Genomic DNA, 25,895 nt, shown 5'->3' on the forward strand with positions numbered 1-25,895 from the left:
TTCTTCGTCGGCTGTTCACCGAATGCACGACGGAGGGTCACCCGCGGTTCTCCCGGTGCGCCCGGCTGACCAGTCCGCTGAGTGACAACATCCGCTTCGACGCCCGCCGTTCCGCCCACGTTCACCACGACATGGCAGCGTGGCGCGCGTGGACGACGTGATCAACGCACTCGCCGGCAGCCCCTGGCTTCTCGCCGCGCTGTTCGTCCTCGTGCTGGGCGACGCGTTCCTCGTCATCCTGCCCGGCGAAACGGTCGTCACGGCGGCCGCGGCCCTCGGCGCCTCGACGGGCACACCACCCGTTCTCGCCGTCATCCTCGTCGCCGCCCTCGCCGCATTCCTGGGCGACGCCGCCTGCTTCCTCATCGGGCGTCGCGTCGGCCTCGACCGCTGGACCTGGATGCGTGGGCGCCGCGTCCAATCCGCGTTCACCTGGGCGCGGGGCCGACTGCACGGCAACACGGCCGTCGTCGTCTTCACGGCCCGCTTCATCCCCTTCGCGCGCCTGGCGGTCAACCTCACCGCCGGAGCCTCTGGCCTCTCCCCCGCCCGCTACCTCGGCGTCGCGGCCATCGCGGCGAGCGCCTGGGCCGCCTACCAGAGCGTCGTGGGCGCCGTCGTCGGCCTCCTCGTGCCGGGCGGCCCCATCGTCGCCGTCCTCGTCTCGATTGTCGTCGCCATCGCCCTCGGCCTCACCGTCGACCTCCTCCTCACGCTCCGCGCCCGCCGCCGCGAAACCTCGAGCGGCAGCTGACCGCTCCCTCCTGTCTTCGGCTACTCAGGCGGCGGTACTCACTTGCAAGCCCGCATCAGCTCCTCTATTACTCAGCTCCGGGCCAATCCGACGCTCACATCCGCGCCCATCTACTCATGTTTGCGATCGCGCTACTCAACCTGTTGCGGAGCCATTGTGCGGGCCCACTGCGCTCTAGTTCACTGATCCCAGGCAGCAGGAGGAACAACCCATGTCGATCAGGATTACATCGCCGTCCGCGAAAATCGGACTCGTCGTCGCATGCGGAGCCCTCTTCCCAGCGATCGGGTTTCTCGCAGTATCAGTCAGCGGCTACAACGTGGGTTCGCTCGTGATGACCGCTTTGGTCGTGCTGCTCGTCAGCTTCTGCTCACGAACCTTCCGCGGGCCCAGCGAGGATGTCCGGAGCCGTCGGCCCGCTTGGCGCATGACCGAGAAACCCCTCGCGGGTTACGTGGCCGCAGCATATCTTGTATTTGTCGGAGTCGGGTTGATCACCCAGCGGCCTGAGCCCGTAGCGCCGGCCATCGCCTGGTTATGTTGCGGCATCTTGTTTGTCGCTGCCGCCGTGTTCGTGAATTCCTCACTCAAACTCGCTCGCGGGCCTCACCTAGCCGGGGTCTGAACGCGAACCGCACCCGCCGCGGGGCGTCAGACCGAGGCGCCGATGAAGGCGAGCAGGGCGCGGCCGTAGGCTTCGGCCGGTTCGGGATGCTCGAACACCGAGCGTTCGCCGCGGAATTCGATCTCCACCTCGAACGCGTCGACCGTGCGGCGCAGCGCCCGGAACGTGGAGCGCAGCAGTTCGCGCAGCTGGTCTTCGCGGGGCAGCCACAGCGCATCCGCGATCGCGACTGAGTCGAGCGCCCACTCGGTCGTGCCGTTGAAGCCCAGCACAGTTCCACCGGGGTAGTGATGCGCTTCGATGGTCATGTCGCTGACCGTGAAAACGTCGGCCTCGGTCTCGAACTCCGCCGAATCGGGCAGGTCGATCTGAAAGCGGTCGCCGGATGCGGGATGCCACACCAGGCCCGCCTGTCGAAGTTCGAGCGCCAAATCGCGGGAGATCATCCTCCCATCGTGGCCCGCCCAGCCGCTCCTGGCGAGGGGCTATCGGCGTTTTCCCGGCTGAGACGCCGGGCTCTAGCCACGAGCCCGGGACGGGCGGCGGCCGACAACTCGCCGAAGCAACGATGCCGCCACCGAAAGCTACGAGACGGGCGCCTCGGTCGGCAGGATCGTGGGCGTCGGCGTGGAACGGCCCGCCCGCTCATCCAGGATCGCCACCACGAGGGCCCGCGCGGGGCCATAGAACTTGGTGTAGTGCTCACTATCGGCGTTGCGCTGCACGGCGTGCGCGGCCTCGGTGGGGCGCAAGGCCTGCCATCCGGGCACCTTCTGCAGGTCGCGGAAGAACATCGTCGACGCGTGCACGGGGTCCATGCGCTGCTCGAGCGAGCCCCAGTGCCCGTTGTCGCGCTGCTGGAACAGCCCGCGCGAATCGGGCCCGACGAGGTCGCCATAGTTGATCGCACGCAGGCCCGACTCGCCCATCGCGGTCATGACCCCGATCGTGGCCGCATCGTCGCCCAAACCCTGAGCGGATGCGACGTCGATGATCGTCTCGGCATTGGCCCGCTGTTCTGGCGTGTACAGGTCGAGCGTCGACAGGGGCGCCGGAGGCTGCGCCAGCATCGACGACGTGATCCCGGATGCCGCCCAGAAGTAGGCGGCCGTCAACCCGCCGATGCCCGTGACCACGAGCCCGACCACCACGAGAACAGCGATAGTCGTGCGCGACAGGCGACGGCTGCCGCCGCGAGGGCGGGGTGGGCGCCGCCCGTTCGAGCCGGGGCCCCGTCCTCTGCCACCGGATGAGCCACGGCCACCCGAGCCTCCGCGACCGGTTCCGCGAGCCGACGCGGCGGGACGCACGGGCTTCGCGGGCGCACGACGGCGACTGGCGACATCCGCCGATCGCTTCGTCTGACCGGGCTTCAGGCCAGACTTGGGGCCGGGCTTCTGGCCGGGAGGCGTCTTGACCCGGGGGATGGTGGGCGACGCGGCAGCACCGGATCGCCCGGCACGCGCGCGCGGGGAGGAAACCGCTCTGCTCGAAGCCATCCGCGCATTCTTCCAAACCAAGATGACAGGGACGTGTACAGCGTCTGGGAGGCACGTGCCGCTCACCTAGAATGGGAGGCGTCCGGCATCCACTCTCTTGCCTAGGAGTCCCTTCCCCGTGACCGACACCACCACACCAGCCCGCATGCACGTTGCCGACACCGTGCAGAACGCTGCGTCGACGCCCGAGAAGGAACAGCCCTACGCTGCCCTCGGCCTGAAGCCCGACGAATACGCCTCGATCAAAGAGATCCTCGGCCGCCGCCCCACCTCGGGTGAGCTCGCCATGTACTCGGTCATGTGGAGCGAGCACTGCTCCTACAAGTCCTCGAAGAAGTACCTGCGCCAGTTCGGCCAGAAGGTCACGCCCGAGATGACCAAGAACCTCATGGTCGGCATGGGCGAGAACGCGGGCGTCGTCGACGTCGGCGAGGGCTGGGCCGTCACGTTCAAGGTCGAGAGCCACAACCACCCCTCCTACATCGAGCCCTTCCAGGGTGCGGCAACGGGTGTCGGCGGCATCGTGCGCGACATCATCTCGATGGGCGCGCGCCCGGTCGCCGTCATGGACCAGCTGCGCTTCGGTTCGCCCGAGCACCCCGACACGGCGCGCGTCGTGCACGGGGTGACCTCCGGCATCTCGTTCTACGGCAACTGCCTCGGGCTGCCCAATATCGGCGGCGAGACCTACTTCGACCCGGTATATCAGGGCAACCCGCTCGTCAACGCGCTCTCGGTGGGCGTGCTGCGGCACGAAGACCTGCACCTCGCCAACGCGACCGGCGTGGGCAACAAGGTCGTGCTGTTCGGTGCCCGCACGGGTGGCGACGGCATCGGCGGCGCCTCCATCTTGGCCTCCGACACGTTCGCCGACGGCGGCCCCACCAAGCGCCCCGCGGTGCAGGTGGGAGACCCGTTCGCCGAGAAGGTGCTCATCGAGTGCTGCCTCGAGCTCTACCGCGAGAAGCTCGTCGAGGGCATCCAAGACCTCGGCGCGGCCGGCATCAGCTGTGCCACGAGCGAGCTCGCCTCGAACGGCGACGGCGGCATGTACATCCAGCTCGAGAAGGTGCTGCTGCGCGACCCCACGCTCACCGCCGAAGAGATCCTCATGTCCGAGTCGCAGGAGCGCATGATGGCCGTCGTCGAGCCGTCGAAGCTCGACGCTTTTCTCGAGGTCGTCAAGAAGTGGGATGTCGAGACCAGCGTTCTCGGCGAGGTCACCGACACCGGCCGCCTCGTCATCGACTGGCACGGCGAAGAGATCGTCAACGTCGACCCCCGCACGGTCGCGGTCGACGGCCCCGTCTACGACCGCCCCGTCGCCTACCCCACGTGGATCGACGCCCTGCAGGCCGACACGGCCGAGGCGCTCCCTCGCCCCACCGACCCGGCCACGCTGCGCGAACAGTTTCTGAAGCTGCTCGGCTCGGCCAACCTCGCGGACAAGAGCTGGATCACCAACCAGTACGACTACTACGTGCTCGGCAACACGGCCCTGGCCTTCCCCGACGACGCCGGCATGATCCGTGTCGACGAAGAAACGGGTCTCGGCTTCTCGATCGCCACCGACGCCAACGGCCGCTACTGCCAGCTCGACCCCCGACAGGGTGCCCGCCTGGCCCTGGCCGAGGCTTACCGCAACGTGGCCGTCACGGGCGCCGTGCCCGCGGCTGTCACCGACTGCCTCAACTTCGGCAGCCCCGAGAACCCCGAGGTCATGTGGCAGTTCTCCGAGGCCGTCGAGGGCCTCAGCGACGGCTGCCTCGAGCTCGGCATCCCCGTCACGGGCGGCAACGTGTCGTTCTACAACCAGACGGGTGACGTGCCCATCTTCCCGACGCCCGTCGTCGGCGTGCTCGGCGTGATCGACGACGTCGCGCGCCGCGTTCCGAGCGGCTGGCAAGACGAGGGCGACAACATCTACCTGCTGGGTGTCACGGCCAACGAGCTGAGCGGTTCGGCCTGGGCCGGCACCATCCACGGCCACCTCGGCGGCCTGCCCCCGCGCGTCGACCTGCAGGCCGAGAAGGACCTCGCCGGTCTGCTGCACGCCGGCGCCCAGTCATCCCTCATCGGTTCGGCGCACGACCTCGCCGACGGCGGCCTCGCGCAGGCCCTGGCCGAGAGCGTCATGCGTTTCGGCGTGGGCGCGCGCGTCTGGCTCGGCGAGATCATGGACCGCGACGGTGTCGACGCGTCGACGGCCCTCTTCTCCGAGTCCACCGGCCGCGTGATCGTGTCGGTTCCCCGCGAAGACGACGTCAAGTTCCGCGGCCTGTGCGAGGGGCGCGGTTACCCCGTCCTGCGCATCGGCGTCACGGTCAAGGCGGATGCCGGCACCCCCGCGTCCCTCGAGATCCAGGACCAGTTCACGCTCACCGTGGACGAGCTGCGCAGCACGCACCGCGCCACGCTGCCCGCGCTCTTCGGCCCGACCGTCGGCTAGACCCCTCGCTAGCTCAGAAAGGCCCCGACCATTTAGTCGGGGCCTTTTTACGTCGAGAAGCATCCGGATGCCGGCACCTCAGCGCTGCGTGACGCGCGCGGTTGCTCAGGCGACCGGCTCGGTGAGGCCGAGAAGCACGGCCGGGAGGACGCGACGCGCGTTGGCGCGGGCCAGGTCGTCGGTGGCGACATCCGGACCGGCGAGGATGGCGTCATAGGTGGCCTGCTGCGCGAGCGTCGTAATGATGCGGGTGGCCTGCAACGAGTCGATGGTGAAGCGCAGCCCGACCGTGCCGACGGCCTCTTCGAGCAGGCGGGCGAGACGCGTGTCGATGCGCGTCTCGTAGTCGATGTAGCGCGCGGCGACCTCGGGGCTGCGCAGCGCGAGCGTGCGGAACTCGGACTCGACGATGCACCAGTGCCGGTCGTTGGGCTGCAGCAGCATGAAACGATCGACGATCTCGGCGACGGCCTCGATGTCAAGGGACTCGACCGGCGTCGCGAGCGTGGGGAAGATGATGTCGATCCCCTCTTGGAGGCGGTCGAGACGCACACCGTTCTCGCGCTCGGCGAGAGCGAAGAAGAGCTCCTCCTTGCTCGCGAAGTTGGAGTAGAAGGCGCCGCGCGTGAATCCGGCGCGTTCGGTGACGGCCTCGATGGATGCGGCGTGCACACCTTGCTCGGCGAACACATCGAACGCGGCATCCATGAGGCGTTCACGCGTCTTCTGGCGGCGAGCGGATTCGACAGCGGGTTCCACGTCTACGGGCTGGGTCGTCATCCTGAATCCTTCCTGACACCGCGAACGAACGTTTGCGATACACGATTGTATCGAATACATTCGTGTATTGGATACGTCGTTGTATCGTAACTTTTCCGTCCCCAAAGGAGAACCACGTGTCCTCTCTGCTCTATGCCCTCGGCCGCTGGTCGTACCGCAGCCGCAAGCTCGTCCTCGTGCTGTGGATCGCCGTGCTGGCCCTCGCGGGCGGCAGCGCCGCGCTGTTCAACCAGGGCACCGACAACGCATTCTCCATTCCGGGCACCGAATCGCAAGAGGCGCTCGACACGCTGTCGAGCACGTTCCCGCAGGTGAGCGGCGCGTCGGCGCAGATCATCGTCACGGTGCCCGAGGGCGACGACATCAGCGATCAAGACGTGCAAGACGCCGTGAAGACGGCCGTCGACGATCTGGGCGACAGCGAGCAGGTCGCCGCCGCCACCGATCCGTTCGGCGAGAACGCCGCGGGGGCCATTGCCGACAACGACCGAGCCGCGCTCATTTCCGTGCAGATGGATGTCGGTCAATCCGAGGTCACGGCCACCGCCAAGTCCGATCTCGAGAAGATCACCGACGAGCTCAACGAGGCTCTCCCCCAGGGCGCGAAGGCCACGCTCGGCGGGTCTCTCTTCGCCACCGAGCTGCCGGCCGTGACCATCACCGAGGGCGTCGGCCTCATCGTCGCGCTCGTCGTGCTCGTGCTCACCTTCGGCTCGTTCCTGGCCGCGGGCATGCCTCTCCTCAGCGCCATCCTGGGCGTCGGCATCTCGATCGCCCTCATCTTCGTGGCCACCATCTTCGGCCCGATCTCCTCGACCACGCCGCTGCTCGCGCTCATGCTCGGGCTCGCCGTCGGCATCGACTACGCGCTCTTCATCATCTCGAGGCACCAAGACCAGTTGCGGCAGGGCATGCAGCCCGAAGAGTCCGCCGCGCGCGCCGTGGCCACCGCCGGTTCGGCCGTCATCTTCGCCGGACTCACGGTCGTCATCGCCCTGCTGGGCCTGAGCGTGGCGGGCATCCCGTTCCTGACCACCATGGGCACGGCCGCCGCTGTGGCCGTTGCCCTGGCCGTGTGCATCTCGCTCACCCTCATCCCGGCGCTGCTCGGCTTCGCCAAGGGTCGCATCAACCCCAACCGTCGCGCCCTGCGCAAGCAGGCGAAGGCCGAGGCCGGTTCACACAGCACCGATCGAGCGGATGTCGACACCGACGATTCCTCGACGCGCACAGGCTCCAGCGGCACAACCGGCGGCAGCGCTACCGGCATCGGCGCTCCCGTCGACGCCCACGCGGCAAACGCCGCCTCGGATGCGACCGCTCCCGCCGAATCATCCCGCCCCGTCTCGGCGGCCGCCGCCTCGCGCGTCGACTCCGAGCCCGTTCTGCTCGAGAACCTCTTCGCCGAGGTCGACGGCGACACCGTGCAGACCACGCACGGGCGCTCGGGCGCTCACGCGGCCGCCAACACGACGCCGCCCGCCGCCGCATCCGCTCGCCCCGCCGGCTCGCCGCTCACGCAGGCCGACCAGAGCCGCCCCGCCATCGCCCCGCCGCCCGCCCCGGGCCCCAGCGACCAGGCCGTGCACCACCAGAACAAGTTCTTCAACGGCTGGGTGCGCGCCGTCACGCGCTTCCCGCTGCTCACGATCGTGCTGGTCGTGGGCATCCTCGGCCTCGCGGCCGTGCCCGCCCTGCAGCTGCGCCTCGGCCTGCCCGACGCCGGCTCGCTGCCCGCATCCTCGAGCGCTCGCCAGGCCTACGACCTCATCGGCGAGAACTTCGGCGAGGGCAAGAACGGTCCGCTCATCGTGACCGGTTCGATCGTCACGAGCAACGACCCCGTCGGCCTCATGAACGACATCGCCGACGAAATCCGCGACATGGATGGCGTCGACTCCGTGCCGCTCGCCACCCCCAACGAAACCGCCGACACGGGCATCATCCAGGTCGTCCCGACGGGCGGGCCCGACTCGCAGTCCACCAAGGACCTCGTCGCCGACCTGCGCGCCCAGCACGACCACTTCGAGGACAAGTACGGCGTCGACCTGGCCGTCACGGGCACCACGGCGGCCGGCATCGACGTCTCCGACCGCCTGGGCGCAGCCCTGCTGCCCTTCGGCATCCTGGTCGTCGGCCTCTCGCTGATCCTGCTCACCATGGTGTTCCGCTCGATCTGGGTGCCCATCAAGGCCACCCTCGGCTACCTGCTCAGCGTCATCGCGTCGTTCGGCGCCGTGGCCGCGGTCTTCGAATGGGGATGGTTCGGCGAGGCGTTGCATGTGGAACAGACCGGCCCCGTGATCAGCTTCATGCCGATCATCCTGATGGGCGTGCTGTTCGGCCTCGCGATGGACTACGAGGTGTTCCTCGTGGCCCGCATGCGGGAGGACTATGTGCACGGCAAGGATGCGCGCAAGGCCGTCACGACGGGCTTCGTGGGTTCGGCCAAGGTCGTCACGGCCGCCGCCGTCATCATGTTTGCCGTCTTCGCGGCCTTCGTGCCCGAGGGTGACACCTCGATCAAGCCCATCGCCCTGGGTCTCGCGGTCGGCGTGTTCGTCGACGCGTTCATCGTTCGCATGACGCTCGTGCCCGCCGTGCTCGCCCTGCTGGGCGAACGTGCCTGGTGGCTGCCGAAGTGGCTCGACCGCGCCCTGCCGTCGTTCGACGTGGAGGGCGAGGGTCTGCAGCGCGAGCTCGACCTGGCCAACTGGCCCGCCCCCGGCAGCACGGATGTCGTGGTCGCCGACCGCATCGGCCTGAAACCGAGCGCCAACGCCGAACACGCCCTCTTCCACGACCTCAGCTTCGTGCTCCCCGCCGGCCACACGCTCGTCGTGCACGGCGAACACCCCGCCGCGGTGCGCGCGCTGCTGCTCACGATTTCGGGCCGCGCCAAACCCGACGAGGGCACGCTCAAGGTGGCCGGCCTGGTGTCGCCCATCCGCGCCACGACCATCCGCTCGCGCGTCGCCTTCCTCACGGTCGACGACTCGGTCGATGCCGTCGGCCGCATCCGCGACATCGTCGACGAGCAGCCCGCGCTGCTCGTCATCGACGGCATCGACCGGCTCACCGACCACGCCGCGCGCAAGCAGGTGTTCGTCGAGCTGAGTGAGGCTCAGGCATCCGCCGCCCGTCGCGACGCCACCCTCACCCTGGCCGTCGGCACCGTCGAAGAATGGCCGCTGTCCGACGCGATCCCGGCCGGCGACGGGTTCGTCGACCTCTCCCTCGAAACATCTCGCACCCGCACCACGAACACCGCGGAGGTCCCCGCATGAGCATCCTCACCCGCCTCGAACGCGCGCGTTCCTCGAAGCGCATCACCGTGCTGTCGCTGATCGGTATCGTCCTGGTGCCGCTCGTGGTGGCCGGCATCCTCGTGTGGGCCCTCTTCAACCCGCAGGACCGGCTCGATCAGGTCACCGCGGCGATCGTGAACGAAGACGAGCCCGTGCAGGTCGAGGGCCAGACCGTGCCGCTCGGCCGCCAACTCTCGGCCGGTCTGGTCGACGGTGGCGCCTCGTCCGACGCGGGCGAAGACGGCACCTCGAAGGCCGCCGCCAACGACAACACGAGCGACACCAACTACGCCTGGAAGATCACCGACGCCGACGAGGCGCGCGAGGGTCTGACGTCGGGCAAATACGTGGCCGTCGTCACCATCCCGAAGAACTTCTCGAAGGCCGCGACCTCGTTCGGCGGCGATGCGGCCGACGCCGAGCAGGCCACCATCGACGTGGCCACCTCGAAACAGAGCCGCCTCGTCGACGACGCGATCACGCAGACCATCTCGTCGACGGCCGCGAACCTCGTCGGCAACGGCCTCACCACGAGCTACCTGCAGAACGTCTACGTGGGCTTCAACACGCTCGGCACGCAGCTCGGTCAGGCGGCGGATGGCGCGCAACAGCTCGCCACGGGAACAGACTCGTTGCGCGACGGCGCCGTGCAGCTCGCCGACGGCGTGAACCAGCTCGCGGCCGGGATGCCGCAGCTCACGTCCGGCGCCTCGCAGCTGGCCTCGGGCGCCGCCCAGACCAATACGGGTGCGCAGCAGTTGGCCAACGGGCTGAACGCCGCGGCCACCCAGGTCGGACAGTTGCCCGCGGGCATCCAGGCCATCGCCACCGGCTCGCAGACCCTCGCCGACGGCGTGCAGGGCGTGGCGACGGGTATCGCCGGCACCGGCGGATTGAACGAGCAGCTGGGCAAACTGTCGCAGGCTGCCGCTCTGTGCACCTCGGGAGGACCCGGGGCCGAGCAGGCCTGCCAGGGTGTGGCGCAGGGCGTGACCGCCCTCTACGGTTCACCGCAGTACCAGCAGCTGGTCGGCGGCGTACAGCCTCTCGCCGACGGCGCCCAGACCGCGGCCACCCAGATCCAGGGCTTCGCGGGCACCGCCCCGCAGCTCGCCTCCGGCATCCAGCAGCTCGCCGCCGGTTCGACGCAGCTCGCCAACGGCACCGCGCAGCTCTCGACGGGAGCCTCCGGGCTCTCGACGGGTCTCACGACCCTCGCCGACGGCGTCACCCAGCTGGGCACGGGCGCGACGGGCCTCGCCGACGGGTCGAAAACCGTCGCCGACAGCACGCACACGCTGGCCGACGGCCTCGACACGGCCGTGCAGTCCATCCCGAGCTACAGCGAGTCCGACCGCGACAACCTCGCCAAGGTGGTGAGCCAGCCCGTCACGACCGACGGCGCCGAGGCGAACGCGCTCTTCGGCACCACGAGCATGCCGTTCTACGCCGTTCTCGCCCTGTGGCTGGGCGCGTTGGCCACGTTCATCGTGTTGCGCGCCATCCCCTCGGCCGTTCTGTCGTCGACGCGTTCGTCGCTCAGCCTGGCCGTGCGCACGTGGCTGCCCGCCGGTCTCGTCGGCATTCTGCAGGGGCTGCTGGTCTCGGCCGTGATGCAGCCCGCGCTGAAGCTCGACGCGCCCGAGTGGATCGGTTTTGCGGCCATCGCCATGGTCGCCGGCGCCGCCTTCGCCGCAGCCAACCAGGCTCTCATCGCCGTCTTCGGCGGGTTCGGTCGCTTCATCTCGATGATCGTCACGCTCGTCACCCTGGCGACGGGCATCATCGCGACGGTGCCCGATCTGCTCGACACCGTGTTCGAGTACACGCCCGTGCAACCGGCGCTCAACGCCCTGCGCGCCATGGCCCTCGAGACCGGAGGCGTGGTCGCGGGCGTCACGGGCATCGTGCTCTGGCTGCTGCTCTCGCTCGTCGTCACCACGCTCGCGATCGCCCGACGCCGCAGCGTGTCGGCGGCGCAGCTGCGGGCCCTCGGCGAGGCATCGGCTCCCGAACCGTCGTCGGCCCGCACCGGCGCTCGAACCCCGGCGACCGTCTGATCAGCGGCGCCGTTCCACAGCTGATCACCGCGCGCCCCACGGCGTGACACACGGATGCCCCGAGCCACATCGGCTCGGGGCATCCGTCGTTTCTACAGCTATCGGTTTCGGGTCGGGCCCCGTGCGAATGCCGCGGCGCCCAGCACTCGGGTAGTCAGCACTCGGGCAGTCAGCACTCGGGCAGTCAGCACCCGACGCGACGCGCTTAGCTCTTCGCGTTCTCGGACGAACCCTCGCTCGCGCTCAGCGGTTCGGCGATGTCCTCGAGCGATTTGCCCGCGGCCTCGACACCGATGAACACCTCGACGAGACCCGCCGCGATCATGAGGCCGGCTCCGATGTAGTAGCCCACGGCCACGGCCTGGATCGAGTCCTCGACGAGGCGGCCGAACAGGATCGGTCCGACGATACCGCCGAGACCCGTGCCGAGCGCGTAGAAGAACGCGATGGCCATGGCCCGGGTCTCCATCGGGAAGATCTCGGAGACGGTCAGGTAGGCCGCACTGGCACCGGACGAAGCGAAGAAGAACACGATGACCCACGCAATGGTGAGCGTGGTTGCATCCAAAACCTCATTGCTGAAGAGCATCGCCGTGACCACGAGCAGCACACCCGAGCCGATGTAGGACACCGAGATCATCACCTTGCGCCCGATGCTGTCGAAGAACCGGCCCAGGATGAGCGGGCCCGCGAAGTTGCCGAGCGCGATGGGCACGAGCGACCACGGCGCCACGTCGTCGGGCACGTCGAGCAGCTGCGTGAGCACGAGCGAGTAGGTGAAGAACACCGCGTTGTAGAGGAACGCCTGACCGGTGAACAGCGAGAGTCCGAGCACAAACCGTTTCGGGTATTTGGTGATCGCAACTTTGGCGATTTCTCCGAATCCTGTGGATTTACGCTGGCGAATCTCGAGCGTCTTATCGACGGTCTCCAGCTTCTCTCCGGTCTCCTTTTCGATCTCGGCTTCGATCTCGCCGACGAGTTTCTCGGCATCCTTGTCGTGGCCGTGAATGAACATCCAGCGCGGCGACTCGGGCACGTTGCGACGAACGAGCAGGATGACGACACCCAGCACGGCGCCCAGACCGAACGCCAGCCGCCATCCGATATCGGCCGCGAAGAAGTTCTCGTTGAGCAGCAGCACCGACACGACGGCACCGAACGCGGCACCCAGCCAGTAGGACCCGTTGATGGCCAGATCGACGAGTCCGCGGCGGCGCGCCGGGATGAGTTCGTCGATGGCCGAGTTGATCGCCGCGTACTCGCCGCCGATGCCGGCGCCGGTGAAGAAACGGCAGATGAAGAAGAAGATCGGGTTGAACGAGAAAGCCGTCGCGACGGTCGCCAGGAGGTAGACGCCGAGCGTGATGAGGAACAGTTTCTTGCGCCCGAAGCGATCGGTCAGATAGCCGAAGAAGAGTGAGCCGATGCAGGCCCCCGCGACATAAATGGCGGCCGCCAAACCGATATCCGATGCACTCAAACCGAGCCCCGCTTCTGGGTCGGTCAGGCGGCTTCCGATGGCGCCGATGATGGTCACCTCGAGGCCGTCGAGAATCCAGACGGTGCCGAGCCCGATCACGATCATCCAATGCCATCTGGCCCACGGCAATCGGTCCATGCGGAACGGGATGCTCGTCGTAATCGTGCCCAGTTTCGTCTCAGTCATCGTCGCCTTCACTTCCTGGCCCGGGTGGCCGACAGAAACACTACTCTCGGCGAATACTCAGATTCGAGGGGGCATCGGGGGCTAGACGTGAGCAAAACTTCGGCGTAATGTCCTGGTCACACCTTTGGGGGGTGAATGCGATGACGCTAACTGCAGATCAGGTACCCGTTCGGGAGGGAAACACTCCGAACGGCGCTCAGGTTGCGCGCGTCATCGAACGCCCCGCCCACGCATCCCGACTGGCTCGAATCCTCCTCCTGAGTTCGGCCGTCACCTTCGGTTGGATGCTCGCACTCTTTTTCTTCGGCACCTCGTCGGCCCACGCTGCCGACTCGGCCACCCCGCCCGACTCGAAGCCCGGCCTCGTCGGCAACCTCGTGTCCGGCGTCGTCGGAGCCGTCGAACAGCCCGTCAACCAGGTCGTCTCGGGCGCGACCAACACGGTTTCGCAGGTCACCGAGAAGGTCGTGGCCCCCGTCGTCCAGCACGCTCCGGCCCCCGTTCGCGAGGCCGTCGCCGTCGTTCCCGCCGTGACCAACACGGTCTCGGATGTCGTGGCGCAAAAGCCCGTGACGCAGATCGTGAAGCCGGTCGCCCAGACCGTCGACACCGTCGTCACGGAACTCCCGGTCGTGGGAGATATCGTCACGTCGCCGGTGGTCAGTGACATTGTCGGCAGCAACCCCGTGCAGGGCATCACCGACCCGATCACGGGCACCGTCGACACTTCGCTCGGCACGGTCGTCGGCGGCACCGACACCATCGTCGACGGCAGCATCCCCGGCACCACGCCCGGCTCCGGCGGCGTCGTTCCTGGCCTCCCCGGTCTTCCCGGCGGCAGCATCGGCGGCGGCGTTCTCCCCGGCCTCGGTGGGCAGGATGCCTCCCCCGCCGCAGTCGCCATCGCCGAGCTGCGCGCCACCAACGTCGACGCAGCCCTCGCCATCTCCCCGTCATTCGGCCCGGCGGGCTCGTCCCTCCCGGCCACCCCGTTCGCGGGCGCCGACACGGACTTCGGCTCCCCCACTTCTTCCGCCGCGGGCGCTATCGCCACCGACTCAGCCCCGTCCGAATCCCCGCTCGGCCACTCGCCCCTCGGCAGCCCCGATTCCCCGTTCGGCCCCGCCGCGCCCGCCAACGGCAACGGCTCCGGCTCGGGCTCGAGCGGTTCGTCCGGCGGCCCCGGCACGGGCAGCGCGCTTGACAGCGCCGACTTCTCCTTCCAGGCCCACCTCCTCGGCCTGGTTTCCCACACCCCGGTTTCCGACGACCTACCGTCGTCGCCCGTTTTCGAATCCGACGTCACCCCTGATTGAGCTGGTCCGGCCACGCCTCTGAGCGCGTGGCACGCGACCATCCGCCCCACCCGGGGCACCATTTCTCAATCATTTGGAGTGCACGGATCATGAACATCAACGTCAAGAGAGGGCTCTACTGCGCCCTCGCCATCGGAGGCCTGTCCCTCCTCGGCACCACAGCGGCCCACGCCGCCGACGGCACGTCCGGCCAGGACGGCCTCATCTCGGGCAACCAGGCTGGCATCTCGGTCAACCTGCCCATCTCGCTGGGCGGCAACGGCATCTCGCTGCTGGGCGACAGCTCATCCTCGGATGCCTCGACCTCCACGTCCCCGGCCCCCGCCGCACCCAGCGGCACCACGTCCGGCACCGATAGCGCGGCGGGCGGCAACCAAGCCCTCGTCTCGGTCAACGTGCCCGTGACGGTCGGCGGCAACTCGATCTCGCTCGTCGGCGACTCGTCCTCGAGCGACTCGGGCACCGCGGTCGCCCCTGCACCGGCGGCTCCGGCACCTGCTCCGGCGCCCGCACCGGCCCCGGCTCCCGCACCCGCACCGGCCCCGGCTCCCGCTCCGGCTCCGGCTCCGACGACGGATGGCAGCGACTCGCTGCTCGGCGGCAACCAGGGTCTCATCGACCTGAACCTCCCCGTCACGGTCGGCGGCAACGCCATCTCCGTGGTCGGCGACTCGGAGTCCACCGACTCGGGCACCGACGTCACCTCGGGTGACTCGGCGGGCACGTCGAACGGTTCCGGCTCCACCACCACCGGTGACGACGGCATCCTCGGCGGCAACCAGATCGTTCCGGGCGTCTCCGTTCCCGTGACCGTCGGCGGCAACGCCATCTCGGTCGTCGGCGACAGCGCCTCGAGCGACACCACCACGGGCAGCACCTCCGGCACCGGCACCGGTTCGGGCACCGGCAGCACCACCACCGGCGAGGATGGCATCGCGGGCGGCAACCAGGTCATCCCGGGTGTCACCCTCCCCGTCACGGTCGGCGGCAACGCCATCTCCGGCCTCGGCGACTCGGAAACCTCCGGCACCAGCACCGACGTCACCTCCGGCACCGGAACCACCGGAACCACCGGAACCGGAACCGGCTCGACCACGAACGGTAACGACGGCATCGCCGGCGGCAACCAGATCATCCCCGGTGTCACCCTTCCCGTCACGGTCGGCGGCAACGCCATCTCCGGCCTCGGCGACTCGGAGACCACCGGCACCAGCACCGACGTCACCTCCGGCACCGGAACCACCGGAACCGGCTCGACTACCAACGGTGACGACAGCGTTGCCGGCGGCAACCAGGTCATCCCCGGCGTCAGCCTCCCCGTCACGGTCGGCGGCAACGCCATCTCCGGCCTCGGCGACACCACCTCGACCGACTCCGGCACCACGGTGACGGGCGGAACGGGTAACGGCACCGGCACGACCGGCGGTAACGACGGCGTCCTCGGCGGGAACCAGATCATTCCCGGAATCGACATCCCCGTGACGATCGGCGGCAACGCCATCTCGGTGATCGGCGACAGCGAGACGGAAGGCGGCGACACCACGGTGACCACGCCCACCACCCCCACGACGCCGACCACCCCGACGGATCCCACCGACCCGACCGACCCCACCACCCCGACGGACCCCACGGACCCGACCACCCCGGTCGACCCCACGGACCCGACGGACCCCACCACGCCGACCACCCCCACCACGCCGACGACCCCGGTCGACGGCACCGATGACGCGACCGTCACCGGCTCGGTGGCCGTGACCGGTCAGGCGCAAGCTTTCGGAACCTCGAAGGCCGGCACCAGCGGCACCGACGCCTCGGCCCTGGCCGACACGGGCGTCGACACCACCGCTCCCATCCTCGGCCTGATGGCCCTGCTCATGGTGCTGGGTCTCGCCCTCGCCGCGATCAGCCGTCGCCGGATGGGCGCACGCCGCTAGAGCAGCACACCCGCAGCGATCGCCCGGGTGTCGTCGGTCCACCGACGGCACCCGGCATCGCCATGCCCGCTAGACGTCGAGGTAGTCGGCACCCGTGAGGGCTCGCGCCTCGGTCCAGACGGCGCGACCCACGTAGGGGCCCGTCGTCGAGTCGGCCGGCTTTGCGTGGATGGGGGCGCCTTTCACGCGGAAGCGCGGGCCGTAGAAGACCGGGGCGGGCGCGACATCCGTGGCTCTGCTCGAATAGTCGAACGCCTCGGGGTCGGCCGCGGCGCGCACGATGGGCCAGGCGCCGCGGTCTTTGCCCTGGGCCCAGAGACCCTGCAGGTTGTCGGCGAAGCGCTGCCCGAACGATGGTTCGGAGACGCCCGGCACGATGGGGCTGCGGCCCGTGATGGCATAGCCCGGGTGGGCGACGAGCGCTCGCACGCCGCTGCCCGCGAGCCCCAGTCGGCGGTCGAGCTCATAGCCGAAGACGCTCATCAGGATCTTCGATTGCCCATAGGCCTGCCAGCCCGAGTACTTCTTCGTGAGCTGCAGGTCGTCGAGGTGCAGGCCCGTGATCTCGGTCGCGAGGCTGCCGAGCGTGACGATGCGCGACCCGGGCGTGCGCTCGAGCGCGGGCAGCACGTGCTCGACGAGCGCGAAGTGACCCAGGAAGTTGGTCGCGAGAACCAGTTCGAAACCGTCTTCGGTTTCGCTGCGTTCGCGCGGAAAGTGAACGAGGCCTGCGTTCTCGATCAGTCCGTCGAGCCGGGGCAGCGCGCCCAGTTCGGCACCCGCCCTGCGCACGGATTCGAGTGACGAGACGTCGAGGATGACGACGCTCACGTCGGCCGCGGGCAGGCGGCGGCGGATGGCGGCAGCCGCAGCATCCGCTCGCTCGCGATTGCGGCAGCACAGAATGACGGATGCTCCGGCCTCGGCCAGCTGGAACGCGGTGAAGAACCCGAGCCCACCGTTGCCGCCCGTGATGGCGAACACCTTGCCGGTCTGCGACGGAATGCGCCGCGGGTTCCAGCTCATGCGCGCGGCTCAGACCCTGAGGAATCTTCGACCTGCGACGCGATCTGCTCGTGGTGGTGGATGACCTCGGCGACCACGAAGTTGAACCACTTCTCGGCGAACGCGGGGTCGAGCTGCGCGTCTTCGGCGAGCGCCTTCAAGCGCCCGATCTGACGGCTCTCGCGATCGGGGTCGGCGGCGGGCAACCCGTGCTCGGCCTTCAACCGGCCGACGGTCTGCGTGCACTTGAACCGCTCGGCAAGCAGGTGGATCAGGGCGGCATCGATGTTGTCGATGCTCTGCCTCAGGCTGTTCAGTTGCGCGCGCGCCTCGGTGTCGACCATTGCCCAAATCTACCCTCGACACCGGGCGCCCGCACACAGGATGTCGCGGGTGTCGGCCCCTCCCCAGAGACCGTTCACCCGCGACACCTGTTCTGCGGCCGGGCGGGTGGATGCGCCGACACCCCTGACGCGACATCCGCTCACCACCCGGCCGGGCTTGTCCGCGCTAGACCCGCTCGGGTTCGCGCAGCACGCGCGTGAGCACCGGCCGGGTCGACCGCAGCGCCAGCCACACGAGCGCGATGCCGACCAGGAATGACCCCGCGATGAGGGCGAGCGAGGCCGGCGCGATGATGAGCGCCAGGCCGACGAGCGGGAAGACGAGGATGCCTCCGAGAATCGCCGAGCCGAGCGAGACGAGCAGCACGGGCAGCATCACCTGGCGGCGACGGGCCGTCTCGACCGTGGGCCGCGGCATGCCGAGTCGATCAAGGCTCACGTAGAGGTCGCGGCGGTCGAGTACGGCGGCGGCCTGGCTCACGCCGATCGAGCAGGCGACCATCACGAACGAGATCACGAGGGTCATGACGATTCCCGTGCGCATATCGATGAAGATCGGGTCGCCGTCGGCGTCCCCCGCGAAGGAGACACCCGTGCCCGCCACGACGGCGACGAAGCTCGTCATCGCCAGACCCGAACACAGCCGCCAGGCGGCCTTCGGCGATTCGAGGATCCCTCGAGCCGCGATGAGCTTCTCGGCCGTGCGCGCGGTGCGCAGCTGGATGCGCGCCATCACCCGGATGGCGAACGGACCGATCAGATTGAGTGCCGCGACGGCCACACCGAAGCATCCGGCGAGCACGAAGATCATTGTGATGATGCCGCCCGCCTCCTCGGTGATCGCGCCGAGCAGATTCAGGCCGGCGAAGGCCGCGACGACGATGACGACTCCGGCGACGGGGGCGATCCATCCCGTCTTGGGCGCGTTCTGGCGCGTGCGCACCCCGAGCGGCGAGATGGCGACGGCGCGCAGGCCCACCGCGGCGCTGATGGCCGCGAGCGCCGCGATGGCGACGACGACCAGGGCGAGCGGACCGAAACCGACCCACAGTTCGCCGGCGCCGATCGCTCGTCCGGCGAAATGCACAAGGCCCACGAGGGGCATCAGCGCGACGTACAGCACGACCCCGACGAGCGCACCCGCAATGGCGACGAGGGATGATTCGAGCACCGTCATGCGCACGACCACACCGGGTGTGGCCCCGAGCAGTCGCAGTGTCGCGAGCCGATCGTCACGCCGACGGGCCGACAGACGTGCCGCCGAACCGCCGAGCGACAACAGAGGCACGATCAGCAACGCAAGAGCGAGGAGGCTGAGCGCCTGGTAGGTGATCGCGTCGGCGATCGTCCATCGCCAGAACATGAGCACCCCGCCCAGGACGATGAGGATGAGGGCGGTCGTCACGGCGAAGGCGACGCCCGGCAGGATGAGGGTCGCGGCACTCTGGGCGCTGGGGCGGCCGAGCAGCCAGGTCAGTTTGACGATGGAGGGGCGGCCCGTTGGGCGCGACGACGACGACGCGGCGGCGCGCGGAGGCGTGAACGGGGCGGCGACACTCATCGGTGCTGCCCGCCGTTGTGGTGCGGGCGGCCCTGGGGCTGCTGCGGGTAACCGTAGGGGGCGGCCTGCTGCGGGTATCCGGAGGTACCCGGCTGCAGCGGGTAGCCGCGCGGAACATTGGCCGGAACCTGGATCTGCGAGGCCGGCATCTCGTCTGCCGGAAGTGTCGCCGCCGAGGCCACGCCCCAGCCGTCTCCATAGAACATGGGTCGAACCTCTCTCTGCGCGCCCGACGGCGCCTGCTGCCCCTGCGGGTTGGAGGGGCTCTGGGTGTACTGCTGGGTCTGGTGGGTCTGCTGCGTGTACTGCTGGCTCTGCGGGGCGCCGGGGTGGCCGGCCTGACCGGCTGCGTTGGCATAGCCGCCCGGGTGTCCCGGCGTCGGGGCTGCGGTCGAGGCGCTGTCGCTCACGATGCGTCCGTCGCGCACCCGGATGACGCGCGAACACCGCGCGGCAACACCCTCGTCGTGCGTCACCATCACGAGGGTGTGGCCCTGGCTGACGGTCGATCCGAGGAGGGCGTTCAAGACATCCACCGAGGTGTGGGAGTCGAGCGCGCCAGTCGGCTCGTCGGCGAACACGACGGTTGCGCCGGTGACCTGAGCCCGGGCGATGGCCACACGCTGGGCCTGGCCGCCCGACAGCTCACCGGGGCGACGCGCCTCCATGCCGGCCAGGCCGAGCGCCTGCAACCAGTGCTGGGCGCGCGCCTCGGCCTCGCGCCGCGGGTAACCCGACAACATGAGGGGGACCGCGACGTTCTCGACGGCCGTGAGTTCGGGGATGAGGAGCCCCTGCTGGAACACGAAGCCGAAGGATTCGCGGCGCAGGCGGGAGCGGTCGGTTTCGGAGAGGGCCGACACCTCGACGGGCGAGGCCGGGCCCTGGAAGACGACCTGCCCACCATCCGGCGTGATGATGCCGGCGAGGGTGTGCAGCAGGGTGGTCTTACCCGAACCGGATGCACCCATGATGGCGACGGATTCGCCGGCGCCGATGGCCAGGCTCACCCCGTCGAGGGCCTGCGTGGTGCCATAGGACTTCACGAGGTTGTGTGCGCTGAGCAGTGGTTGTGTCATGTATCCAGCCTCGCCGTGGCGAGGTTTCGGCACATCGGGCACGGGGGCGAACCGGGGTCGTCCGTTCGTACCACGCGGCTGGACGCGCGGCGGCACCGCGGGGTCAGGCGCGGTCGGCGGTCTCCCCCGCTGTGACGACGGGTGCCGGGTAGGTCTCGAGCCGGGCCTCGAGCGCGGCGCGCACCTGCGGCCACTCCTCGACGATGATCGAGAAGAGTGCCGTGGTGCGCCAGGTGCCGTCGGCGCGGCGTTTGTCCCGGCGCACGAGGCCCTCGAACGTGGCGCCCAGTTTGGCGATGGCGGCGCGCGAACGGGCGTTGCGTTCATCCGCCTGGATCTTCACGCGGCCGAAACCGTTGTCGAACGCGAGCGCCAGCATGAGCAGCTTGGTGTCGACGTTGACGGCTGTTCCCCAGACGCGCGGGTCGTAGGCGGTCCAGCCCAGGTGCGCGTGCTCGCTCGGCAGGTCGAAGTCCCCCAGCGTGGATGTTCCCACCACACGCCCGTCGTCGGCGCCACCGTGCAGCCGCACCACGTAGGGCTGGTTGCCACTCGCCGTGCTGAAATACCCGGCCGCGAAACGCCGGAACCCGTCGATGTCGTGGGGCAGACCTTCGGGACCGCCGCCATACCCTCCGGCGAACACCTCCGGGTGCCCGATCGCCTCATACAACTCGCCGAAATCCGCCTCGGTCAGCGGTTCGATCCGAACGAATCGGCCGACATGCACGGCCAGCTCGGGCACTCTCGCGGTCATGCATCCACCCTAACCGGCGCACGCGCGGCATGCGCCGACGCGTCAAACGCGGTAAGAAAGGTGCATCACATCACGGGGGAGAATGCACATGACCGACAGATATACCCGCTCGACACTGATCGCCGGCGTCAGCCTCACGGTCGTTGGCCTCGTCGTCAGGATGTGGGCGCTCGACGCGGTGCTCACGGTGAACACCTTTCCCACCGACGCGGGCGGGTCTGGCATCGGAATCGTCGCCCTGCAGCTCATCTCGCAGATCCTCGCCACCGTGGCGCTGCCGCTCGGAGTCGCATTGATCGGGGCCGCGGCCGTCATGGTCAAGATCGACCGCACCGCAGCGAGCCAACAGGATCGCTCCACCGATGCGGTCGGCGGCTAACCGGCTGTAGGCACCGGGAGGAGGTAGCTGGGCGAGGGGGCCTCGGTGGCGCCGAGGAACTGCGAGGGGATGCCGCGCGCGTCGAGGCGGAACGATGCGACCTCGTCGGAGTGCTGGTTGGCGACGTGTACGAGGTCGCCGGCGACGCGGAAGTGGCGGGGGTGCTTGCCGCGGGTCTCGACGTCGGCGAGGGGTGACAGGTCGGCGCCGTCGCCGCCGATGCGCAGGGTGCTCAGCCGATTGGTGCCACGGATGGCGACGTAGAGGCGGTCGGCGTCGGGCCCGGCGATCTGCAGCTCCGAGGCGTTGTCGCCGTCCTCGAGCGAGTCGGCCGTGGCGAGCTTCGAACGCACGACGCGTAGGCGTCCCCGGTCACGCGGCGCGAGCACGAAGATCTCGTTCGAGTACTCGGTGACGACGAAAAGGTGGCCGCTCACGTGCCAGGTCAGGTGGCGGGGACCAACACCGAAGGGCAGCATGATGGTGTCGTCGAGGATGAGGCCGGCTCCGTTTGCCGTGCGCCGCCAGACGCGCACGGCGTCGTGCCCGAGGTCGGTCGACACGATGCGGCCATCGGGCAGCGTGAGGGAGGCGTGGGCGCGCGACTGGCGCACGGGCATGGCTTCGAGCACCTGCTGCGCGAGCGAGAAGTCGGTGAGGGCGCTTTCGCCGAAACCGCTGGCCTCGAGCGCCGAGCCCGCAAACGGGTCGGCGTAGGGGTCGATGGATGCCGCGGCCTCGACGGGACGGCCAGACGGGCGGCCGGTCGGGGCGAGGGGGATGGTGACGAGGCGGCCGTCGCCGTAACAGCTGGCCACCAGCATCCCGCCGTCGGGGGTGACGTGCAAGTGGCAGACGGCCTCGCCCACCTCGATGGGGTCGCCGACCGGCACGAGACCGTCGACGCCGCGGCGTTCGAGCACCTGGACGGCGCCGATGCCCTCGAGCGCCGCATAGACGACGTCGGCCGACGGATGCCGGGCCAGGAACGACGGCGAGTCGAGCGACACTGTGGGCGCGTGACGCAACGTGCCGTCGGGTTGCTGCCGCAGAACGCTCACACCCCGCGCGTTGCCCTGCGAATCGGGCGTGTAGGCGCCCAACCAATAGGAAGGGACACTCGCGTCTTCGCCGTTCACATCGCTCATGGCCCCAGTCTGCCAGCCGGTGAGGACGGTGCGCACCGCTCGTAACGGCCGAAGGACCCGGCCGGGCGACCGAGTCCTTCGAGCATGGTGCGCAGCTGCGCCGTCCGCGTTCTAATCGATGAGGTCGTGGCGCACGACGATCGCGTCGCGGCCGGGGCCGACGCCGATGGCCGAGATGCGCGAACCCGACATACCCTCGATCGCCAGCACGTAGTCCTGAGCATTCTTCGGCAGGTCGTCGAACGTGCGGGCGCCCGTGATGTCTTCTTTCCAGCCGGGGAAGATCTCGTAGATGGGCTTGGCGTGGTGGAAGTCGGACTGCGAGACGGGAACCTCGTCGTGGCGCACGCCGTCGACTTCGTAAGCGACGCACACGGGGATCTCGTCGAGACCCGTGAGCACGTCGAGCTTGGTGAGCACGAAGTCGGTGACACCGTTGATGCGGGCCGTGTAGCGGGCGATCGGAGCGTCGTACCACCCGGTGCGGCGCGGGCGGCCCGTCGTGGTGCCGAACTCGAAACCGGCCGAGCGCAGGAACTCGCCCGACTCGTCGAAGAGCTCGGTGGGGAACGGACCGGCGCCGACGCGCGTCGTGTAGGCCTTGACGACGGCGATGACGCGGTCGATGCGGTTGGGGGCGACGCCCGAACCGGTCACGGCGCCGCCCGATGTGGCGTTGGACGACGTGACGAACGGGTAGGTGCCGTGGTCGATGTCGAGCATGGTGGCCTGGCCACCCTCGAACAGCACGGTCTTGTCGTCGTCGAGCGCGCGGTTGAGCTCGAGCACGGTGTCTTTCACCATGGGGCGCAGGCGCTCGGCGTAGGACAGCAGGTCGTCCACGATCTCGTCGACGTGAATGGCGCGGCGGTTGTAGATCTTGACCAGCATGTGGTTCTTCATGTCGAGGGCGCCCTCGACCTTCTGCCGCAGGATGTTCTCGTCGAACAGGTCCTGGATGCGGATGCCCACGCGGTTGATCTTGTCGGCGTAGGCCGGCCCGATGCCGCGGCCGGTCGTGCCGATCTGGCGCTTGCCGAGGAAGCGCTCGGTGACCTTGTCGAGCGTGCGGTGGTACTGCGTGATGACGTGGGCGTTGGCCGAGACCTGCAGCTTCGAGACATCCACACCGCGCGCGCTCAGCGCCTCGAGCTCGTGGAAGAGCACCTCGAGGTCGACGACGACGCCGTTGGCGATGACGGGCGTGACACCCTCGGTCAGGATGCCGGAGGGCAGCAGGTGCAGCGCGTATTTCTCGTTGCCGACGACCACCGTGTGGCCGGCGTTGTTGCCGCCGTTGAACTTGACCACGTAGTCGACGCGCGACCCCAGAAGATCGGTGGCCTTACCTTTTCCTTCGTCGCCCCACTGGGCGCCGATGAGAACGATTGCTGGCATAACGAATGATGCCCTTCCGGTCGGGATGCTTCGAATATGAGCCGACTGATGCCGCCGAGCTCGGATTCCCGGCCGGGCCGAGAATCGCGTGGTGCTCAGATCAGTCTAGGCCGCGGATGAAGAAGGCCTCGGTGGCGGGCGGCGGCGTGCGGGGCTCGCCCTCGGTCTCGATCTGTGCGGCCGCGGTCTCGTCGGCTCCGCGCAGGAACTCGGTCAGGCGCTCGACCTCTTCGGTCTCGCCGATGGCCTCGGCGGCGGCGCGCAGAGCATAGAGCGAGCGCAGCACGCCACGGTTGGGCTCGTGCGACCACGGGATGGGGCCCTGGCCGCGCCAGCCGGCCTTGCGCAGCGAGTCGAGCCCGCGGTGGTAGCCGACGCGCGCATAGGCGTAGCTCTCGAGCGGGTTCATCGGATCGAACTTCTCGACCGCCAGCACGGCCCAGGCGAGCGACGACGACGGATGCTGTGCCACGACGTTGGTGAGGGCGACGATCGGGTTCTCGGACTCGGCGGCCGCGGCGAGGGCACCGACGACCTCGGGCTCGGCGGGAAGGAGAACCTCGGGCTGGGGCATCAAGTTGTTTCCGGTCACACTCCGATCCTACCAACGGGGGTGCGGCGGCGGCCGGGAATTTGGGCGCTCTCGGAGCCTGCCGCGAGCCCCGCGCGGAGCCGCCCGTGCTGGCCCCTGGCCCCCGACGCACGCCCCCGGATGCCGGGCCCACGGACGCTGTCCCCGAAAGCTCGCCGCACGGACGCGAAGAACCCGGCGTCGTGACGACGCCGGGTTCCCGGTGCAGACATCCGCTCTGGTGCGAGCGGCGCGAGGCGTGGACTAGATCAGGCCCTTTTCGGTCAGCCAGTCCTTGGCCACCTTCTCGGGCGAAAGCTTTTGGTCGCCCTGGTTGAGGGTGTTGAGGTCGATCAGGTCGTCGGTCGTGAGTTCGGCCGAGACCTTGTTCAGCACGTCCTTCACCTTGTCGCTGGCCTTGTCGGACTTGATCAGCGGCAGGATGTTCTGCGGCAGGATCAGGTTCTCGGGGTCTTCGAGCGTGACGAAGCCGTTCTCCTTGATGGAGGGGGTGGTGCTGTAGATGTCGGCGAGCTGCACGGTGCCGTCGATCAGGGCCTTGGCCGTCAGCGGTCCACCACCGTCAGAGACGGGCGTGAAGGTGAGCTTGTCGGCCGGGACACCGTAGACCTCGGTGAGACCCTTGGGGCCGTACGGGCGGTCGGCGAACTCGGGGTTGGCGCCGATAGCGAGCGTGCCCTCGTAGTCCTTGAGGTCGGCGAGGCTCTTGATGCCGTTCTTCTCGCTGAAGTCCTTGGTCACGTTGTAGCTGTCGGCGTCCTGGGCCTCGGCCTGGTCGAGCACCTCGATGCCCTCGGGCAGGGCGTCACCGATGGCCGCGTAGACCTCTTCCGACGTCTTGGCCGTGGTCTCGGCATCGTAGAACTGCAGCAGGTTTCCGCTGTAGTCGGGGATGAGGTCGATGGAACCGTCTTCGAGGGCCTTGAGGTAGACGTCGCGCTGGCCGATCTGGCCGGCGAACGTGACCGTCACGCCTTCGGCCTCAAGGGCCTGCGTGTAGATCTGGGCGATGATTTCGGACTCGGCGAAGGACCCGGCACCGACGGTGATCGAGTCGGCCGAGCCGGACGAACCGGAACCGGAAGTGGAGTTGTCGAGCGGGTCGCCGCTCGAGCAGGCTGCGAGGGAGAGGACCGCGCCGGCGGCGAGAGCCGCGACGGCCAGGCGGCCACGTCGTGATGAGAACATGCTGCTTTCCTTACTGTCGGATGACAAGGGTGGTGCAATCGGAGTGCGAT

19 protein-coding genes and 1 pseudogene are annotated in these 25,895 nt (G+C 68.9%); 7 read left to right on the plus strand and 13 right to left on the minus strand.

Annotated elements, in window-relative coordinates:
- Positions 1-148: 148 nt before the first annotated feature.
- Positions 149-754, plus strand: coding sequence for a DedA family protein (locus ACUWEX_RS13445; RefSeq protein WP_445996576.1), 606 nt, complete (start codon positions 149-151; stop codon positions 752-754).
- Positions 755-1,405: 651 nt separating this feature from the next.
- On the opposite strand, the gene ACUWEX_RS13450 is transcribed toward ACUWEX_RS13445, so the two are convergent.
- Both ACUWEX_RS13450 and ACUWEX_RS13455 read right to left on the minus strand, forming a co-directional pair.
- Complete coding sequence (locus ACUWEX_RS13450; protein WP_445996577.1) at positions 1,406-1,825, minus strand: pilus assembly protein CpaE; 420 nt, start codon at positions 1,823-1,825, stop codon at positions 1,406-1,408.
- 138 nt (positions 1,826-1,963) lie between these two features.
- Positions 1,964-2,878 carry a hypothetical protein gene (locus tag ACUWEX_RS13455; protein ID WP_445996578.1) on the minus strand — a complete coding sequence of 305 codons (915 nt, stop codon included), beginning with the start codon at positions 2,876-2,878 and terminating at the stop codon, positions 1,964-1,966.
- Positions 2,879-3,023: 145 nt separating this feature from the next.
- On the opposite strand from ACUWEX_RS13455, the gene purL reads away from it, so the two are divergent.
- Entirely contained in the window at positions 3,024-5,327 is a 2,304-nt protein-coding gene (purL, locus tag ACUWEX_RS13460) for a phosphoribosylformylglycinamidine synthase subunit PurL (protein WP_445997652.1), read from the plus strand.
- 105 nt (positions 5,328-5,432) lie between these two features.
- Here purL and ACUWEX_RS13465 read toward each other — a convergent pair whose 3' ends face one another.
- Positions 5,433-6,107, minus strand: coding sequence for a TetR/AcrR family transcriptional regulator (locus ACUWEX_RS13465; protein WP_143785497.1), 675 nt, complete (start codon positions 6,105-6,107; stop codon positions 5,433-5,435).
- 116 nt (positions 6,108-6,223) lie between these two features.
- On the opposite strand from ACUWEX_RS13465, the gene ACUWEX_RS13470 reads away from it, so the two are divergent.
- Together ACUWEX_RS13470 and ACUWEX_RS13475 are read left to right on the plus strand one after the other, a co-directional pair.
- Positions 6,224-9,394 carry an efflux RND transporter permease subunit gene (locus tag ACUWEX_RS13470; RefSeq protein WP_445996579.1) on the plus strand — a complete coding sequence of 1,057 codons (3,171 nt, stop codon included), beginning with the start codon at positions 6,224-6,226 and terminating at the stop codon, positions 9,392-9,394.
- A complete protein-coding gene (locus ACUWEX_RS13475) occupies positions 9,391-11,475 on the plus strand; it encodes a YhgE/Pip domain-containing protein (protein ID WP_159449543.1) in 2,085 nt (694 codons plus the stop codon). The genes ACUWEX_RS13470 and ACUWEX_RS13475 overlap by 4 nt, the downstream gene beginning before the upstream one ends.
- A 205-nt stretch (positions 11,476-11,680) precedes the next feature.
- Here the strand turns inward: ACUWEX_RS13475 and ACUWEX_RS13480 are convergent, their stop codons facing one another.
- The gene (locus tag ACUWEX_RS13480) at positions 11,681-13,144 is read right to left on the minus strand and encodes an MFS transporter (protein ID WP_234991247.1); all 1,464 of its coding nucleotides are present in this window, start codon (positions 13,142-13,144) and stop codon (positions 11,681-11,683) included.
- Between the two features lie 284 nt (positions 13,145-13,428).
- Between ACUWEX_RS13480 and ACUWEX_RS13485 the strand changes: the two genes are divergently transcribed.
- On the plus strand, positions 13,429-14,460 hold the full coding sequence (locus ACUWEX_RS13485) for a hypothetical protein (protein WP_445996580.1): 1,032 nt from the start codon (positions 13,429-13,431) through the stop codon (positions 14,458-14,460).
- Positions 14,461-14,549: 89 nt separating this feature from the next.
- Positions 14,550-16,394 (plus strand): chaplin family protein, encoded by a 1,845-nt coding sequence (locus tag ACUWEX_RS13490; RefSeq protein WP_445996581.1) that lies wholly within the window; start codon positions 14,550-14,552, stop codon positions 16,392-16,394.
- 69 nt (positions 16,395-16,463) lie between these two features.
- Here ACUWEX_RS13490 and ACUWEX_RS13495 read toward each other — a convergent pair whose 3' ends face one another.
- The 5 genes and pseudogenes from ACUWEX_RS13495 to ACUWEX_RS13515 all read right to left on the minus strand — a co-directional run bounded on the left by ACUWEX_RS13495 (position 16,464) and on the right by ACUWEX_RS13515 (position 21,140).
- Complete coding sequence (locus ACUWEX_RS13495; protein ID WP_445996582.1) at positions 16,464-17,420, minus strand: SDR family NAD(P)-dependent oxidoreductase; 957 nt, start codon at positions 17,418-17,420, stop codon at positions 16,464-16,466.
- A complete protein-coding gene (locus tag ACUWEX_RS13500) occupies positions 17,417-17,743 on the minus strand; it encodes a chorismate mutase (RefSeq protein WP_077054825.1) in 327 nt (108 codons plus the stop codon). Before ACUWEX_RS13500 ends, ACUWEX_RS13495 begins: the two co-directional genes overlap by 4 nt.
- Positions 17,744-17,909: 166 nt before the next feature.
- Positions 17,910-19,304, minus strand: a complete 1,395-nt coding sequence (locus ACUWEX_RS13505; RefSeq protein WP_445996583.1) for a permease — start codon at positions 19,302-19,304, stop codon at positions 17,910-17,912.
- Positions 19,305-19,687: 383 nt separating this feature from the next.
- A pseudogene (locus ACUWEX_RS13510) lies at positions 19,688-20,383 on the minus strand (ABC transporter ATP-binding protein); the annotation flags it as partial.
- 103 nt (positions 20,384-20,486) lie between these two features.
- On the minus strand, positions 20,487-21,140 hold the full coding sequence (locus tag ACUWEX_RS13515) for a GNAT family N-acetyltransferase (protein ID WP_445996584.1): 654 nt from the start codon (positions 21,138-21,140) through the stop codon (positions 20,487-20,489).
- An 88-nt stretch (positions 21,141-21,228) separates the two neighbouring features.
- Here ACUWEX_RS13515 and ACUWEX_RS13520 point away from each other — a divergent pair, with 88 nt between their 5' ends.
- Positions 21,229-21,519 (plus strand): hypothetical protein, encoded by a 291-nt coding sequence (locus ACUWEX_RS13520; protein WP_445996585.1) that lies wholly within the window; start codon positions 21,229-21,231, stop codon positions 21,517-21,519.
- Here ACUWEX_RS13520 and ACUWEX_RS13525 read toward each other — a convergent pair.
- The 4 genes from ACUWEX_RS13525 to ACUWEX_RS13540 all read right to left on the minus strand — a co-directional run bounded on the left by ACUWEX_RS13525 (position 21,516) and on the right by ACUWEX_RS13540 (position 25,845).
- Entirely contained in the window at positions 21,516-22,667 is a 1,152-nt protein-coding gene (locus ACUWEX_RS13525; RefSeq protein WP_445996586.1) for a lactonase family protein, read from the minus strand. The genes ACUWEX_RS13520 and ACUWEX_RS13525 overlap by 4 nt on opposite strands.
- 111 nt (positions 22,668-22,778) lie before the next feature.
- Entirely contained in the window at positions 22,779-24,065 is a 1,287-nt protein-coding gene (locus ACUWEX_RS13530) for an adenylosuccinate synthase (RefSeq protein WP_079728685.1), read from the minus strand.
- 100 nt (positions 24,066-24,165) lie between these two features.
- Entirely contained in the window at positions 24,166-24,657 is a 492-nt protein-coding gene (locus ACUWEX_RS13535; protein ID WP_077054820.1) for a DUF3151 domain-containing protein, read from the minus strand.
- A gap of 243 nt (positions 24,658-24,900) precedes the next feature.
- Positions 24,901-25,845 carry an ABC transporter substrate-binding protein gene (locus ACUWEX_RS13540; protein ID WP_445996587.1) on the minus strand — a complete coding sequence of 315 codons (945 nt, stop codon included), beginning with the start codon at positions 25,843-25,845 and terminating at the stop codon, positions 24,901-24,903.
- Between the last annotated feature and the right edge of the window lie 50 nt (positions 25,846-25,895).

Source organism: Okibacterium fritillariae (genome assembly GCF_052783725.1).

Bases quoted from the DNA above. Each gene is read 5' to 3' on its own strand.
- ACUWEX_RS13450 (WP_445996577.1), bottom strand. From the start codon at position 1,825: ATGATCTCCCGCGATTTGGCGCTCGAACTTCGACAGGCGGGCCTGGTG.
- ACUWEX_RS13455 (WP_445996578.1), bottom strand. From the start codon at position 2,878: ATGGCTTCGAGCAGAGCGGTTTCCTCCCCGCGCGCGCGTGCCGGGCGA.
- purL (WP_445997652.1), top strand. From the start codon at position 3,024: ATGCACGTTGCCGACACCGTGCAGAACGCTGCGTCGACGCCCGAGAAG.
- ACUWEX_RS13465 (WP_143785497.1), bottom strand. From the start codon at position 6,107: ATGACGACCCAGCCCGTAGACGTGGAACCCGCTGTCGAATCCGCTCGC.
- ACUWEX_RS13475 (WP_159449543.1), top strand. From the start codon at position 9,391: ATGAGCATCCTCACCCGCCTCGAACGCGCGCGTTCCTCGAAGCGCATC.
- ACUWEX_RS13480 (WP_234991247.1), bottom strand. From the start codon at position 13,144: ATGACTGAGACGAAACTGGGCACGATTACGACGAGCATCCCGTTCCGC.
- ACUWEX_RS13485 (WP_445996580.1), top strand. From the start codon at position 13,429: ATGCTCGCACTCTTTTTCTTCGGCACCTCGTCGGCCCACGCTGCCGAC.
- ACUWEX_RS13490 (WP_445996581.1), top strand. From the start codon at position 14,550: ATGAACATCAACGTCAAGAGAGGGCTCTACTGCGCCCTCGCCATCGGA.
- ACUWEX_RS13495 (WP_445996582.1), bottom strand. From the start codon at position 17,420: ATGAGCTGGAACCCGCGGCGCATTCCGTCGCAGACCGGCAAGGTGTTC.
- ACUWEX_RS13500 (WP_077054825.1), bottom strand. From the start codon at position 17,743: ATGGTCGACACCGAGGCGCGCGCGCAACTGAACAGCCTGAGGCAGAGC.
- ACUWEX_RS13505 (WP_445996583.1), bottom strand. From the start codon at position 19,304: ATGAGTGTCGCCGCCCCGTTCACGCCTCCGCGCGCCGCCGCGTCGTCG.
- ACUWEX_RS13515 (WP_445996584.1), bottom strand. From the start codon at position 21,140: ATGACCGCGAGAGTGCCCGAGCTGGCCGTGCATGTCGGCCGATTCGTT.
- ACUWEX_RS13520 (WP_445996585.1), top strand. From the start codon at position 21,229: ATGACCGACAGATATACCCGCTCGACACTGATCGCCGGCGTCAGCCTC.
- ACUWEX_RS13525 (WP_445996586.1), bottom strand. From the start codon at position 22,667: ATGAGCGATGTGAACGGCGAAGACGCGAGTGTCCCTTCCTATTGGTTG.
- ACUWEX_RS13530 (WP_079728685.1), bottom strand. From the start codon at position 24,065: ATGCCAGCAATCGTTCTCATCGGCGCCCAGTGGGGCGACGAAGGAAAA.
- ACUWEX_RS13540 (WP_445996587.1), bottom strand. From the start codon at position 25,845: ATGTTCTCATCACGACGTGGCCGCCTGGCCGTCGCGGCTCTCGCCGCC.